Annotated in this window: 11 protein-coding genes; 6 read left to right on the plus strand and 5 right to left on the minus strand. The window is 53.2% G+C overall.

Annotation, left to right across the window (positions count from 1 at the left end):
• Positions 1-53: 53 nt before the first annotated feature.
• From PsW64_RS03680 to fucU, 4 genes are all read right to left on the minus strand, one after another.
• Complete coding sequence (locus PsW64_RS03680; RefSeq protein ID WP_063302725.1) at positions 54-998, minus strand: ABC transporter substrate-binding protein; 945 nt, start codon at positions 996-998, stop codon at positions 54-56.
• A gap of 113 nt (positions 999-1111) precedes the next feature.
• Positions 1112-2122: an ABC transporter permease gene (locus PsW64_RS03685; protein WP_063288001.1), complete on the minus strand. Its 1011-nt coding sequence runs from the start codon at positions 2120-2122 to the stop codon at positions 1112-1114.
• Positions 2119-3645 carry a sugar ABC transporter ATP-binding protein gene (locus PsW64_RS03690; RefSeq protein WP_063302726.1) on the minus strand — a complete coding sequence of 509 codons (1527 nt, stop codon included), beginning with the start codon at positions 3643-3645 and terminating at the stop codon, positions 2119-2121. The genes PsW64_RS03685 and PsW64_RS03690 overlap by 4 nt, the downstream gene beginning before the upstream one ends.
• 218 nt (positions 3646-3863) lie before the next feature.
• A complete protein-coding gene (gene fucU, locus PsW64_RS03695) occupies positions 3864-4283 on the minus strand; it encodes an L-fucose mutarotase (protein WP_063302727.1) in 420 nt (139 codons plus the stop codon).
• A gap of 487 nt (positions 4284-4770) precedes the next feature.
• On the opposite strand from fucU, the gene PsW64_RS03700 reads away from it, so the two are divergent.
• Entirely contained in the window at positions 4771-5061 is a 291-nt protein-coding gene (locus PsW64_RS03700) for a DUF1330 domain-containing protein (RefSeq protein ID WP_063302728.1), read from the plus strand.
• A gap of 75 nt (positions 5062-5136) precedes the next feature.
• Here PsW64_RS03700 and PsW64_RS03705 read toward each other — a convergent pair whose 3' ends face one another.
• Positions 5137-5781, minus strand: coding sequence for a GntR family transcriptional regulator (locus tag PsW64_RS03705; protein ID WP_063288114.1), 645 nt, complete (start codon positions 5779-5781; stop codon positions 5137-5139).
• A 547-nt stretch (positions 5782-6328) separates the two neighbouring features.
• Here PsW64_RS03705 and PsW64_RS03710 point away from each other — a divergent pair.
• The 5 genes from PsW64_RS03710 to PsW64_RS03735 all read left to right on the plus strand — a co-directional run bounded on the left by PsW64_RS03710 (position 6329) and on the right by PsW64_RS03735 (position 13962).
• The gene (locus PsW64_RS03710; protein ID WP_057461528.1) at positions 6329-7681 is read left to right on the plus strand and encodes an FAD-dependent oxidoreductase; all 1353 of its coding nucleotides are present in this window, start codon (positions 6329-6331) and stop codon (positions 7679-7681) included.
• 48 nt (positions 7682-7729) lie between these two features.
• Positions 7730-8854 carry a mandelate racemase/muconate lactonizing enzyme family protein gene (locus PsW64_RS03715; RefSeq protein ID WP_063287997.1) on the plus strand — a complete coding sequence of 375 codons (1125 nt, stop codon included), beginning with the start codon at positions 7730-7732 and terminating at the stop codon, positions 8852-8854.
• Between the two features lie 15 nt (positions 8855-8869).
• Complete coding sequence (locus PsW64_RS03720; protein WP_063302729.1) at positions 8870-10429, plus strand: BCCT family transporter; 1560 nt, start codon at positions 8870-8872, stop codon at positions 10427-10429.
• A gap of 51 nt (positions 10430-10480) precedes the next feature.
• Complete coding sequence (locus PsW64_RS03725; protein WP_063302730.1) at positions 10481-11641, plus strand: mandelate racemase/muconate lactonizing enzyme family protein; 1161 nt, start codon at positions 10481-10483, stop codon at positions 11639-11641.
• Between the two features lie 728 nt (positions 11642-12369).
• A complete protein-coding gene (locus PsW64_RS03735; RefSeq protein WP_057461533.1) occupies positions 12370-13962 on the plus strand; it encodes a M10 family metallopeptidase C-terminal domain-containing protein in 1593 nt (530 codons plus the stop codon).
• Positions 13963-14371: the final 409 nt, after the last annotated feature.

The raw sequence follows: 14371 nt of genomic DNA on the forward strand, positions 1-14371 counted from the left end.
GGCCTCTCAAATGAGAGGCCTTTGGGTTTTCTTGTCAGGTAGCCCGGAGATGCTTAGTCGTAGAGGACGGCGGCGATTTCTGGGGAGTCCATGTTGGAGGCATCGTAGTAGTAGAAGCCGGTGTCGATGTTGGATGGGACGTCTTTGCCTTGTGAGGCCATAACGGCTGCTTTGACGGTTTCATAACCGATGCCAACCGGGTTCTGGGTGATCGCACCTGCCATCAGGCCGCTGCGGACAGCATCTTTCTGGGCGCGGCCAGAATCGTATCCGATGATCACAACATCTTTGCTGCCCATTTCGCGAACACCGTTGGCTACACCGATGGCAGACCCTTCGTTGGTGCCGAAGATGCCTTTGATGTCTGGGTTAGCGGTCAGGATCGCTTTGGTCAGCTCGGTGGATTTGAGCTGGTCGCCGCCGCCATACTGAACGGTGACAACTTCAATCTCCGGATAGTTCTTCATCTGGTTGAGGAAGCCATCGCGGCGGTCGATGCCGGTGCGGCTGGTCTGGTCGTGCGCAACCACGGCCACTTTACCGCTCTTGCCGATCAGCTCTGCCATTTTGTCAGCTGCAAGGCTTGCTGCTGCAACGTTGTCAGTTGCGGCCAGCGCCACCGGAATTTCGCTTTCCACGCCGCTGTCGAAGGCGATGATCGGAATGCCAGCAGACTGTGCCTGACGCAGCAGTGGAATAGCAGCCTGACTGTCCAGCGCGGCAAAGCCGATTGCTGCCGGGTTTTTCGCCAGCGCTGCGGCCAGCATGTCGATCTGGCGATCCACCATGGCTTCGCTGTCCGGACCTTCAAAGGTGATTTCCACGTTCAGCTCAGCGGCTGCATTGTCGGCACCTGCCTTCACAGCTTGCCAGAACTGGTGCTGGAAACCCTTGGAGATCAGCGGGATGTAAACCTTATCCGCTGCGAATGAAAGCGAGCTGGTTGCAAGCAATGTTGCAGAGGCCAATGCGCCAATCAGAGTACGTCTTGTAAACATAACTATTTCCTCCCAATGAAATAATTCAGAGCGTGTTCCGTTGGATTGGATTCAATCAAACGATAAGAATTCGCTCCACTAAAGATGCTGGGACAAAAGCGCCCCAACCGAACTTATGCATGAGCTTTTTTCTTACGGGCCATGTCCGCATAGACGGCCAGAATGATGATCGCGCCGGTCACCACGGTCTGCCATTCCTGAGCAACAGAAAGCACACGCAGACCGTTGGTCAGCACCGCCATGATCAGTGCTCCGATCAGCGTTCCCATGATGGTGCCGCGACCACCGGCCAGAGACGTTCCGCCAATCACCACAGCAGCGATTGCTTCCAACTCATAGCCAAGACCAAGGGCTGGCTGAGCGGAATTGAGGCGGGACGCGATGAGAATTCCCGCAATGCCGCAGATCCCACCTGCAAGCGCGTAAATTCCCATTTTCCAGGCATCCGTGTTGACGCCGGACAGGCGCACGGATTCCTCGTTGGACCCAAGTGCGAAGGTATAGCGGCCCAAAACAGTTCTTCCCAGAACGTAGGAAGCTGCAATCGCAACAAGGAACAGGATCAACACGCCATTCGGGATTTGAAAGCCCGGAAAGACAGCCCCGATCACGGAGCCGCGGGAAATGAGATCAAACCCCGGCGTGTCGTTGAAGTAGATTGGGCGTGTGCCGGAGATGACGAGGGACAGGCCCTTCAGGATCAACATCATGCCGAGCGTTGCGATGAAGGGTGGCACCTTCATTTTGGCAACGAATGTGCCGGAACACAGACCGCAGAGCGCACCAGCGCCAATGGCAGCGACAACGCCAAGCGGCAGGGGCAGGCCCCAATAGGTCAGCACCACACCGGCAATCACGGCGCAAAAAGTCATCATGGTGCCGATGGAAAGATCAATACCGCCGGTGATGATGATAAGCGTTGCTGCAATGGCCAGAACGCCGTTGACCGATGTCGCCTGCAAAATGGCGATCATGTTGGACATCTGCATGAAGTTTGGCGAGGCCAGACCAAAGCCGATGAGCAGCACAATCAAGCTGGCAAAGGCGAGCAGTTTCTGGTGCGCGCCGGAGCTCACAAAACGACCGATAAGGTTCTTTTGCGGGGTTAAGGTGGTGTCTGTCATTGTACTTCACTCACAATTTGCGCAGCTGGGTCGCGTTGTGTTGCAAGGCGCATAATGTCTTCTTGCGTGGTTGAACTGCCGCCCGGCAAAATGCCTGTCAGGCGGCCTTCGCACATCACCGCGATGCGATGGCTGAGGCGCATAACCTCTGGCAGCTCGGAGGAGATGACGATGATCGCGCAGCCCTGCTCTGCCAGTGAGTTCAACAGCTTATAAATTTCGGATTTTGCCCCCACATCAATGCCGCGTGTGGGCTCATCAAAAATGAGGATGTCGCAGTCGCGCAGCAGCCACTTGGCAATGACCACTTTTTGCTGGTTGCCACCAGACAGGAACTGAAGCTCCTGCTTGTCAGAGGGCGTTCTGATTTCCAGCTGCTTGATGTACTTAGCCGCGACCTCTGCCATGCCAGCTTCATTCAGCATGCCAAGGCGATTGCAGAACTGGTCCAAACTGGCCATAGCTACATTGGCGCGCACATCCATGCCTGTTGCCAGGCCGAAGTGCTTGCGGTCCTCTGACAAATAACCAATGCCAACCTGCACGGCGTCCGACGGGCTGTTGATTTTGCATTTGTAGCCATCAACCCAGACTTCGCCTGAGTCCAGCGGGTCAGCGCCAAAGATTGCACGGGCCACTTCTGTGCGCCCTGCCCCCATCAGGCCCGCAAAGCCGAGGATCTCGCCTTTTTTGAGCGCAAAGCTGACATCGCGGATTTCGGTGCCGCGGTTCAGGCCTTTCACTTCCAGCGCAACGTCTGCCGCTGAAAGGTCCGGCACCTCAACGGCTTCCTCTTTCACCTCACGGCCAACCATCATGGAAATGATCTCGTTGACCGGCGTATCAGCGGCAGGGACGGTGCCCACATACTCGCCATCACGCATGACGGTGACGCGATCGGAGATCTGTTTCAGCTCGTCCATCTTGTGGCTGATATAGATGATGCCCACACCTTCCGCTTTCAGACGACGGATGATGGTGAACAGCTCGGCGATTTCCTTGTCGTTCAGCGCAGCAGTCGGCTCATCCATGATCAGCACCTGCGAGCGATAGGAGAGTGCCTTGGCGATCTCCACCATCTGCTGCTTGGCGATGGTCAGGTTGCCAACCAGCACGTCAGGCTGCAAATCCAGCGCCATGCTCTGAAAGATGTCGCGGGTCTTCTGGTTGAGCGCAGCCTCATCGAGACGTCCAAATCTCAGGCGCGGCTCGCGGCCAATGAAGATGTTCTGCGCTGCTGTCAGATCGTTCATCAGGCTGAGTTCCTGATGGATGATGCCTATTCCGAGGTCCTGCGCTTCTCGCGGCCCTTTTGGGTCAGCCGCTGTACCGTTGATTTCAATCTTGCCATCGTCACGGGTGTAAACACCGGAAAGAACTTTCATCAAGGTGGATTTGCCAGCACCGTTCTCTCCCATCAGGGCGTGAACTTCACCGGCACGCAAGTCAAACTGCACATTCTTCAGGGCGTGCACACCCGGAAACGTCTTTTCAATACCCGTCATCCTGACGATGGTATTCATTTTTTTCTCCCCCCAATACTGGCCTGCAAACCTCAGTGAGAACGCACAGATCCCGACTGGTGCTGCGACTGCAGATCAGCAATATGAAATGGCTGAGGCACCCGGTTGATACCTGACTGCTTGCAGCACTCCTCCCAGAGTTCTGCCGCAGCCCCCGTTGCCTCATTTGCACGCCTCCCCCCAATCCGAACACCGGACCCACTTGGCGGGGAAGCGCTTTAGCTCTGGATCACGCCCTTCTTGATAATGACGTTGCCGTATTTGCGTGTCGTACCTGTCACCACAACGCAGGTGGCTTTCTGTGCTTTCTCATAGAACGCAAACCGCTCGACAAAGGTGATTTCAGCTCCTGCAGGCAGAGCGCTCTGGTAGTCGTCCACCAAACCATCCGGCAGTTGGTCACCTTCCACCGGGGCCATCATCATCACGTTTTCGGGGTCATACTGGTCCAGCTCCCAAAGCGGCATGACGGCTTTGAGCAGATCTGTCGCTTCGCACCCATCAGCGCGCAGCACGGTGTCGCAAACGGAATAGGCCGGAAAATGCGCGTCGCTGAACACGATCTCATCTCCATGCCCCATCTCGTGCAGGATCTTTAACAGGTCCGGGAAAATGATCGGGTTGATCCCTTTAAGCACTTAAGCCCCCACTCACACCATGTGCCCGCCACCACCGGGCGGGTCAAACAAACACCCAGACTTCCAGCAGGGTTGAAGAAAGCTCAGAAGTCCGCCGCGAATAAATGTACTATGAAGAACCAGAGAGGCTGTTCGCCTCGTGATTCCGTCTTCAGGCTGATGCCGTCGCATTCCGACAAACACTCTCAGGGCCAGCCCTTTGATTTCCCGGAAAAGGCAACATCAATCCATTGCTAATTCGTGTTAGCAAACTAGCAAAGCTCGCCGTTTAATCAAGAACAATTTTCTATTTTGCCGATTTTGAGCGCATTTTAAGAAACGGCCCTAGCGTCAGATTCACTTGAATTTTTGGTTGGTCAAAAGCCGGTAGTAACGCCTTCAGGCAAGCGCTCTATAATGCACGAACGACAATGATCTGACTCCCGTGAGACCCAAAGATTATGGTCTGCCGCCGGTCAGAAACCTTTGATTCAGGAACAAAAAACAGATGCCAAAAGCCTATTGGATTGCCCGCGTCAATATCAAAAATCCTGATATCTATCGGTTCTATATCGAGGCCGCTCCGAGCGTTCTGCGAAAACACACTGGCCGCATCCTTGCGCGCGGCGAAAGGGCGGAGCAACTCGAGGGTCAAGAATACCATCGTCATGTCATCGTGGAGTTTGACAGCATGGAAGCCGCGTTGAACTGCTACAACTCCCCCGAATACCAAACCGCCCGCGAGTTTCGAATTGGCATCGCTGATGTGGAAACCGTGATCGTTGAAGGCGTGGACTAACCGCATATTGGCACGAAAAAACGGGCAGGTCTTGCGACTCACCCGCTCTCAATTCAATGCTTAGATTGCGCCTGCTCAGCCCGGTTTTGGGGCCTTGAAAGCAGATTCGGTCAAGTGCTCTAGCAGCAAGCCGGATTGCTTGACGGCTTCTTCCTCATTGCCCATGGCAACCGCGCGCATGATAGCTTCATGATGATACGAGCATAACAGGTTGTCGGATTTGTCTTTGTTGGCAAACCAGAACCGGCGTGACTGGCTCTGCACGCGAGCAAGGGAATGGTGGAAGTACGGGTTGTTGGTCGCTTCCGTCACGATGCGGTGGATGTCCTGCAGATTGGACAGCAGCGACTTCTCATCCTCATCCTTCGCGCTTTGCACGATGAGTGACCCGAGCGCCAGCATCTCGCGGCGTTGATCAGTTGAGGCGCGCATGGCTGCAAATCTCAGGCAGATCGGCTCAATCTGCTTGCGCACTTCCAGCAGCTGCAATTGCTGCTCTGCGGTGATGGAGAGAAATTGAACCCCTTTGCGCGGATGGATGGCCAGCATCTCATCCTGCTCCAGCGCCTGAAGCGCCTCACGAACGGGCGTTCGGCCCAGATCCAACAGAGAGGCGAGTTTGTTTTCAGAGTACAGAGCTGAAACATCAAGCTCGTTGAAAAACAGCTTTCTCTCAATTTCCGTGCGCGCAAGCTCAGCCTGAGTTTTCTGGTGAGCCACGGTTACCCCCTGTTTTAAAAGCGTTATTTCTGCGTCAGTTGTATCACAGTGTAGCACAGTGCATTCCCGATTTGCCAGCGGTCTCTTCTTTTCTTTTGCTGCTATGTCAGCCGATTGGATCTTGTTTGGCGGCTTTTCACTCGGCTGCCATATCAATTCTGGACCCCTCCTAGATAATGTAACCTATCAGTCTTCGGCATTGTGTCATTCTGTCACGCAAAAACCACTTAGATTTCATGGATTCTCTGCGCTTTGCAGATTTTAGATAAACTAAAAAAGCTAAAGTAATTAGGGTTTTATCATGAACTGATACTCTAAAATTCGCCGAATTTCTCTGGCATGTCAGCACATCATTATTGGCATGTCAGAAGCCAATATTTCATGATATTTATCGATTTCTAAGGGTTATTACCATTGCCCTAGCCGCCAGTTTTTGCTTTTAAGGTTGCTAATATGTCAGTTTTGAGGATATGTTTCCGAAAACTGTCCTCATGGACTCAGAACTAAAGCAAACAGCCATAAATTGTGGCATACAAGGTAAGCACCCATGAAAAACTGGAAAGAGACTGCCCTAGCAGAAACCGCATCTCCTGTTCTTGCTGAAGCAGATGTTGTTGTTTGCGGTGGTGGCCCATCTGGTGTTGCTGCGGCTGTTATGAGTGCCCGCAGCGGTTTGAAGACAATCCTCATCGAGAAAAACGGGTTTTGTGGCGGCGGTGCAGTTGCCGGCCTGTCAGGTACTATCTGCGGTCTGTTCCTCACCCAGGACGACATCGAAAACAAAGACGCCAAGCAAATTGTTTTCGGTTTTGCAGAAGAGTTTCGTGCTCGCCTGCTGGCCAAAGGCGGTGCCACCGCCCCACAAATCTACGGCAACACCCACGTGGTGACTTTTGATCCGCTGATTTGGCGCGAAGCTGCGGACGATCTGCTTGAGGAATCCGGCGTTCAGTGCCTCTACCACACCTACATGACCGAGGTGGTCCGCGATGGCGATGAGATCACCGCGATCCGTGTAGACTCCAAGGCAGGCAGCACTTTCCTCAAAGCAAAAGCATTCATTGATACGTCAGGAGATGCGGCTCTCGTGACGAAAGCGGGGTGTGAGTATAGCTTCGGCGATAAGGGTGCCATTCAGAACCCGACCATGATCTTCCGTCTGTCAGACGTGGTGGAAAGCGATTTCTACGATTACTTCGGCAAGAACACCATCTGCCCGCCTGACATGATCGAACAGCTGAAAACAGCTTTCGAGAGCAGAGAGTACGACACACCCCGCAACAAGGTCTGGGTGTTCCCGACCCCGCAAAAGGGCGTGTTCCTGATGAACTGCACCCGTCTGGCAGGTCAGGACAACCGGCTGTTGAACGTGGTGGACCCTGCTGACTTCACATACGCGGAAGTCTATGGCCGTCGTCAGGCGCGCGAGTATCACCGCTTCTTCAAGGACAAGATCAAAGGCTTTGAAGAGTCCCAGCTGATTGACATGCCACCGGAAGTGGGCATTCGCCAGACACGGACCATCAGCGGCGAAACCACCCTGACAAACGAGCATGTTGCAAACTGCGACAAGCCTGAGGATGGCGTGGTCCGCTCCTCCTGGCCGATTGAGATGCACGCCGGTGAGAAGAGCAAACTGCACTGGCTGATGGAAGATTACTATGAGGTTCCATACGGCACGCTGGTGCCGAAGGAGCTGGACAACGTGATTGTCGCGGGACGGTGCCTGAGCGCCGAACACGAAGCGCTCGCTTCTGCCCGCGTTACTGCCCAGTGCTTTGAGCTGGGACATGCGGCGGCTGTGGCGACAAAACAGAAAATCGACAAAGCGATCAACTACAGAGATGTCGACACAAAAGAGCTGCGCGAGGCGATGCGTGCGGCTGGCAGCGCTCTGTAAAAAGTCGGGCAATAAGGAAGGTGCTTCAAGGCACACTGGGAGTTAAAAATGGAAGACTGCAGAATTAGCCGGGTCGAGCTTTATGCTTTGGCTGATGAGAATGCGCCCCCTATTCCTTGGGCGGATAATCAGGAACCTCTGCTGTACACCAACAACATTGTACGCCTGTTCACCGAGGATGGAACCGAGGGTCTTGGCGCAACTATGAGCTACACAGAGAACTTCTTTGATCGGTGCATCATTGAATCTCTGCGTACCATCGTTCCCGGTCTCATCGGCAAAAATCCGCTGATGACTCAGGAACTCAACAACTGGCTTGGAGCACGCTGCACCTGGGGTGGACTGCCAGCGAAGTCTCCAATCGACATTGCAGCATGGGACATTAAGGCCAAAAAGGCCGGAATGCCGCTTTACATGCTGCTTGGCGGCGCCCGGACCAAAATCAAGTCCTACGCCTCCACACCAATGTTCGACACTGTAGAGGAATACTTCCCTTACATTGACGACTGCATTGCGCACGGCTTCACAGCAATCAAGCTGCACTGCTACTGCATCTATGAAAAGGATGTGGCGCTGGTGGAAGCTGTGCAGGCCAAATACGGCTCTACCGGCATCCGTTTCATGCTGGACACAGCGACGTTCTACACACCTGCACAAGCCATGAAGATGGCCAAGTGGATGGAACGTCATGACTGGGAATGGCTTGAAGCGCCAGTTTCCGACTACGACTACAAGACCTATCAGCGCCTTGTCGCCAATACGGATCTTGAAATTTCCAGCCATGGCAACTGCCTGCTCACATTGCAGGAAGTTACGCACGCGCTGAGCACTGGGATGTGGTCAGACGTGCGTCAGGACGCGACTGTTTGCGGCGGCATTACTCAGCTGAACAAATGCTTCGCGATCGCGGCCGGCCACAGCAAAAACCTGGAAATCCAGAGCATGGGATACACCCTGACACAGGCTGCCAACCTGCACGTCGCTCTGGCTCACGACAACTGCAATTACTTCGAGCAGTTCTACCCTTACGAGGCGTTTGAGCTGGCAAGTAAAACCCAAATCCGCACAGACAAAGAGGGATATGTGCACGCGCCGGCGGGCAACGGGCTCGGCGTGGAAATGGATTGGGACGCAGTGAAAGAAGCATCTTTCGCTTCTTTCGTCTTCGAATAATAAATGGGGGCATCCATGGCTAAACTACAACTGGATAAGACGAACTTTTTCGTCGGGGGCATTGCGGTACTCCTACCGACAATGGGCATTCTGGCAGCAGACATTGCTGCACCGGGCTCCGGTAAAGAAGTTATCTCTTCTTTGAAGAGCTATCTGACAAACGAATTTGGCGCGTTCTACATGTGGGCAGCGATCCTGTCGCTGATCTTCTGTCTGAGCGTTTCCTTCAGCAAGTACGGCAACATCGTACTTGGTGAGGCGGATGAAAAGCCTGAATACAACACGATCTCCTGGGTCGCGATGATCTTCAGTGCAGGCATCGGCGCCGGCATCCTCTGGGGTGGCGCCAGTGAGTGGATCTACTACATGTCCACACCGCCACTGGGTCTTGAGCCGGGCACAGAGCTGGCCAAAGAATGGGCGATCACCACGGGCATGTTCCACTGGGGTCCTAGTGCCTGGGCACTCTACTCCGTGTGTTCCATCACCATCGGCTACTACTATTATGTCCGCAAAGACCCGGTTCTGAAAGTTTCAGAATCCTGTAAGGGCGTTTTGGGTACACGTGCAAAAGGCCTTCTGGGCAACGTGGTCGATATCTTCATCATGATCGGTCTGGTGACTGCGAGTGCGACCAGCCTTGGTCTGGGCACACCGGTTGTTGCCGCTGGCTTCTCTAAAGTGCTTGGCATTGAGCACGGCACCTCCATGAACCTTGCAGCCCTTGCAATCGTGGTTGCACTGTTTGCTGCAAGTTCCGCGCTTGGCCTGAAAAAAGGCATGGCGAAGCTGTCCAACTTCAACATCTTCCTGGCGGTTGGCCTGCTGATCTTCGTGCTGCTCTTCGGCGGCTACTTCCTGACCACCATCAAGTCCTTCACCACTTCTGTTGGTGCGCTCGTGACAAACTTCGTCCGTCTGAGCACCTACATGGAGCCATACGCAGAGAACTCCACCTTTGTGTCTGACTGGACAATCTTCTACTGGGCATGGTGGGTCTCCTACGGTCCGTTCCAGGGTCTCTTCTTCGCGAAGATTTCCCGTGGCCGTACAATCCGTGAGATGGTTCTGGGCACCCTGTTGTTTGGTTCTCTGGGCACTGCAGTGTTCTTCGCAATCTTCGGCAACTACGGTATCGGTCTTCTGGATGCAGGCATCTTTGATGCACCTGCAGCACTGGCAGCTGGTCAGAGCTCCTTCACCGTGATCATCGACATGTTTGCGAACCTGCCACTGGGCACTCTGTTCATCATTGGCCTGTGCGTTTCCGCGATCGTGTTCATGGCAACCACCTTTGATGCGGCATCCTTCTCTCTTGCAGCGATGACCACCAAAGAGCTGCCAGATGGTGCGGATCCAGCACTTTGGAACCGCCTAGTCTGGGCCCTGTTCCTGGGCATCATCCCGGTGGTGATCAACCTGATCGGCGGCGACCTGGGCACCATCCAGATCTCAACGGTTGTTGGCGGATTGCTGATGGTCATCATCCTCGGCATTGTTGCAGTCTCGTTCCTCAGAGAACTGCACCGCGACATTGCCAACGGTGTCGAACTTCCAATGCGCAAAAAAAAATAAAGCACATGAGGGCGCCAGCAAAAACTGGCGCCTTTCTCTTAGGAGCACATCATGTCACTGGCACTTAATCCAGCAGTCGCACCCATCAAGTCTGTCGAGTTTATTCCGGTCAATTACAAAGCCAGCAACTGGAGCCAGAACACGGTTGTCGTCAAGATTACAGACGAAAACGGTGTCTACGGCCTCGGCGAAGCTGACGGATCTCCGGACGCAATTCTCGCTTATTCCAATATTGAAACTGAACATAAATGGCTGACGAACCTGACCGAAAGAGTCATTGGCCGTCTGCCGATCGAAATCAACGCCATCTGGGACTCCATGTATGACGCCACGCAGTGGCAGGGCATGCGCGGACTGGGCATGTTCGCCCTCTCCGGCATCGACATGGCGCTTTATGACCTTGCGGGCAAACAACTCGGCGTGCCAGCCTACCAACTGCTTGGCGGCACCAACAAAGACAAAGTCCATCCATATCTGACACTGTATCCAGCCATTCCGGTGGATGCGTCTTTGGACGTTGCCATCAAAGGCTACGCCCCGCTGCTTGAAAAAGCCAAGGCACACAACATCCGCGCGGTGAAAGTGTGCGTGCCGATCAAAGCAGACTGGAGCATCAAAGACGTCGGCTATTACCTGCGCGAACTGCGCGGTATTCTGGGCCATGACACCGATATGATGGTGGACTACCTCTACCGCTTCACAGACTGGTATGACGTTACCCGTCTGCTCAACTCCATTGAGGATCTGGAGCTCTACTTCGCAGAAGCGACTTTGCAGCACGATGATCTGAGCGGCCACGCCAAACTGGTAGAAAACACCCGCTCCCGCATTTGCGGTGCGGAGATGAGCACCACCCGCTTTGAAGCCGAAGAATGGATCTCCAAAGGCAAGGTGCATCTGCTGCAGTCTGACTATAACCGTTGCGGCGGCCTGACAGAGCTGCGCCGGATCACCGAGATGGCAACTGCTCACAACGTGCAGGTAATGCCGCACAACTGGAAGACAGGCATCACCTCGGCAGCGGCGATCCATTATCAGTTCGCAGTCGGCAACGCACCTTACTTTGAGTATGTGCATCCGGACTTCTGTGACGGGGAGCTGCGCAAGTATCTGGTGACGCCGGAAGCCGAGTTGGTGGATGGGGGCTTTGAAAAGCCAACCGCACCGGGCTACGGAATCGACCTGAACCAGCAATTTATGGCAAGCCTGTGATCACGTTCTTCAGTCTGCACCCCTCCGCAGGCTGAAGATACGCACAGGAACGTTCTCCGCCCCGCCTCCATCTCGCTTTCCAGCCTCGCGTATCTGCAAAGCGTACCCAGGGGCGGAGAATCTCCTCCTGAGCCATTCAGGAAAATATTTCCCCTGGGTAGAGACGTACCCTGCCCACAACTCACCCTGGTCAAGCCCCATTGACCGGGGTGTTTTATGAGCTCACTTCAGCATACACACTTCCCTATAGGTCAACTTGCCGGATTAGCCCCGTTAATTTGATAAAACGTTCCACCAAAATCACGCATTTTCACGTATATACAGGCATCTCGCCATCAATCTCACAGTTTCGTGAATTGATAAATTCTTCGAATCAACAAATATAATTAAGTATTAAACATCTCTTTATTAGAATAGATCAGAAGAAAAACATACTACAATTATTTGATCAACTGGTCAGTTTTTAGAATTATTTATCAGTAGGCAAACTTATTTTATCCAAATATATTAATATTTTGAATTGATATATTTAAAAGATTCAGATGTTTTATACCTAAAATAATATATTTTGCATTCTATTCACACATCGAGAGTTCGTCAATGATTCAACCAGTAGATGTGTTGATACTACTTTCTTCTGTGAATCCAAAGATCATTTATATTGCCTTTCAGTGCATCCCTCATACGTTTAGATGGTTTACTACTACTATTACTCTAGGGGAGATAATATGTTTAGAGATAATCACGTTGAAGAGGCAAGAGTTATTGAAGGGGGCGATGCGCCATATAGCACGACGACCCCATACTCTATTTCATCGGGTGACACTTTTGAGGGAACGCTGAGTTTTTCTGGCGATAAAGACGCAATTAAACTCGAGGTACAGGCTGGAGTAACTTACACAATTTCAATGGAAGGCATCGGAAGTGGGGGCGTTTCCGATACATACCTGTACCTTTACGATTCCAACACAAACGAAATCGCGACAGACGATGATGGCGGCAGCGGACGTAACTCCGAAATCACCTTCACCGCAACATCCACCGGCACCTATTACATTGGCGCTGCATCCTACAATGATCGCTACACCGGAGACTACAGACTCTCCGTTGACGCAGACGGCGGCCCAACTGACCCGCCAACCGATCCAAACGCGTTCACCAACGACCAGATTGCAAGCCAGCTGACCGATGGGTACTGGAACAACTCAGGTCGTGGTCGTCGTGCGTTTGACGTGAGCCCGGGTGAGTCCCTCACCGTCAACCTCAATGGTCTGAACTCTTCTGGCCGTGAGCTTGCAACCAAAGCTCTGGAAGCCTGGACAAAAGTCACTGGCATCGACTTCCAGACTGTCAACTCCGGCGCTCAGATCACATTTGACGACAACGACAGCGGCGCTTACGCAAACTCAACCACACGCGGCAGCACCATCGTTTCTTCAACCGTGAATGTGAGCACGGACTGGGTTGCGCGTTATGGCACCGGCCTGGACGGTTATGCTTTCCAGACCTACGTGCACGAAATCGGTCACGCACTCGGTCTGGGTCATGCTGGCAACTACAACGGCAGCGCGACTTACGGCGTGGACAACCACTACTCCAACGATTCCTGGCAGGGCACAATCATGTCCTACTTCGATCAGGTGGAGAACACCAACGTAGACGCTAGCCGTGCCTACGTCGTCACGCCAATGATTGCAGACATCCTTGCTATGCAGGACCTGTATGGCACAGCAACCGACCTGCGCACTGGGTCCACCGTTTACGGTGAAAACTCCACCGCTGGCGGTTACTATGACGACATTGCAGACCTGAACCCAGCCACGTTCACCATCATGGACAATGGCGGCAACGACAGCATCAACTTCAGCTCTGTCCGCGCTGACCAGAAAATCTCTTTGGTGGCAGAGACTTACTCTGACGTGAACGGTCTGACCGGCAACATGACCATCATGCGTGATACCGTGATCGAGAATGCTTATTCTGGTTCAGGTAATGATGAGCTGATTGGGAACGATGCCGACAACGGTCTCTATGCCAATGCTGGTAACGATACCCTCGAAGGTGGTCTCGGTGACGACACTCTTTCGGGCGGTTCTGGTCGTGATACCTTCGTGTTCAACATCAACTGCGGTGCAGACACGATCGTTGACTTCTCCAATGGCCTTGACTTTATGAGATTTGAAAGCGGTGCAGACAGCTTTGCAGACCTTACGATTCAGGACACTGGTGCAGATACACTCGTCAGCTACGACGGTGGTTCCATCACCCTTTCAGGTGTTGATTCCAGCCTCATCAATGCAGACGATTTCACGTTTGTATAAGAGGTAGAAAAATGTGCGACCTGCCGCAATGGCAGGTTGCATAATTATTTAATCAAATCATAAGTTTGCGGTATTTCCCTCATTTTCAATGCATGAGCAAAATTAAGCGTCTTACCCCTTTCAAATAGTGTGCGATTTACATACTATGGAGACCACAATTTTTGTTGGGGCATAACCACGAGTTTTGTAGCGTAACAGGCGTCCTATCGTTCGTTGGGAGGACGTGCCGCGCACTGAAGTTTGGGGCCAGGTGGTTTCGGGAGTATCTATGAGTACATCGAAGAGTGGGCAGCCAAAGCGCCCTATGGTGGCAGAGGCGTTTGCGGCGTCTCGGTCCGGGTATGCGGGCGTTGGGGTTTTGAGTCTGGTCATCAACCTGTTGATGCTGACGGGTCCGATGTTCATGCTG

Origin of the sequence: Pseudovibrio sp. W64, from assembly GCF_001623145.1 — a bacterium.
In the GTDB taxonomy this organism is placed as follows: domain Bacteria; phylum Pseudomonadota; class Alphaproteobacteria; order Rhizobiales; family Stappiaceae; genus Pseudovibrio.

Coding starts and splice junctions, on each gene's coding strand:
- PsW64_RS03680 (WP_063302725.1), bottom strand. CDS start 998: ATGTTTACAAGACGTACTCTGATTGGCGCATTGGCCTCTGCAACATTG.
- PsW64_RS03685 (WP_063288001.1), bottom strand. CDS start 2,122: ATGACAGACACCACCTTAACCCCGCAAAAGAACCTTATCGGTCGTTTT.
- PsW64_RS03690 (WP_063302726.1), bottom strand. CDS start 3,645: ATGAATACCATCGTCAGGATGACGGGTATTGAAAAGACGTTTCCGGGT.
- PsW64_RS03700 (WP_063302728.1), top strand. CDS start 4,771: ATGCCAAAAGCCTATTGGATTGCCCGCGTCAATATCAAAAATCCTGAT.
- PsW64_RS03710 (WP_057461528.1), top strand. CDS start 6,329: ATGAAAAACTGGAAAGAGACTGCCCTAGCAGAAACCGCATCTCCTGTT.
- PsW64_RS03715 (WP_063287997.1), top strand. CDS start 7,730: ATGGAAGACTGCAGAATTAGCCGGGTCGAGCTTTATGCTTTGGCTGAT.
- PsW64_RS03720 (WP_063302729.1), top strand. CDS start 8,870: ATGGCTAAACTACAACTGGATAAGACGAACTTTTTCGTCGGGGGCATT.
- PsW64_RS03725 (WP_063302730.1), top strand. CDS start 10,481: ATGTCACTGGCACTTAATCCAGCAGTCGCACCCATCAAGTCTGTCGAG.
- PsW64_RS03735 (WP_057461533.1), top strand. CDS start 12,370: ATGTTTAGAGATAATCACGTTGAAGAGGCAAGAGTTATTGAAGGGGGC.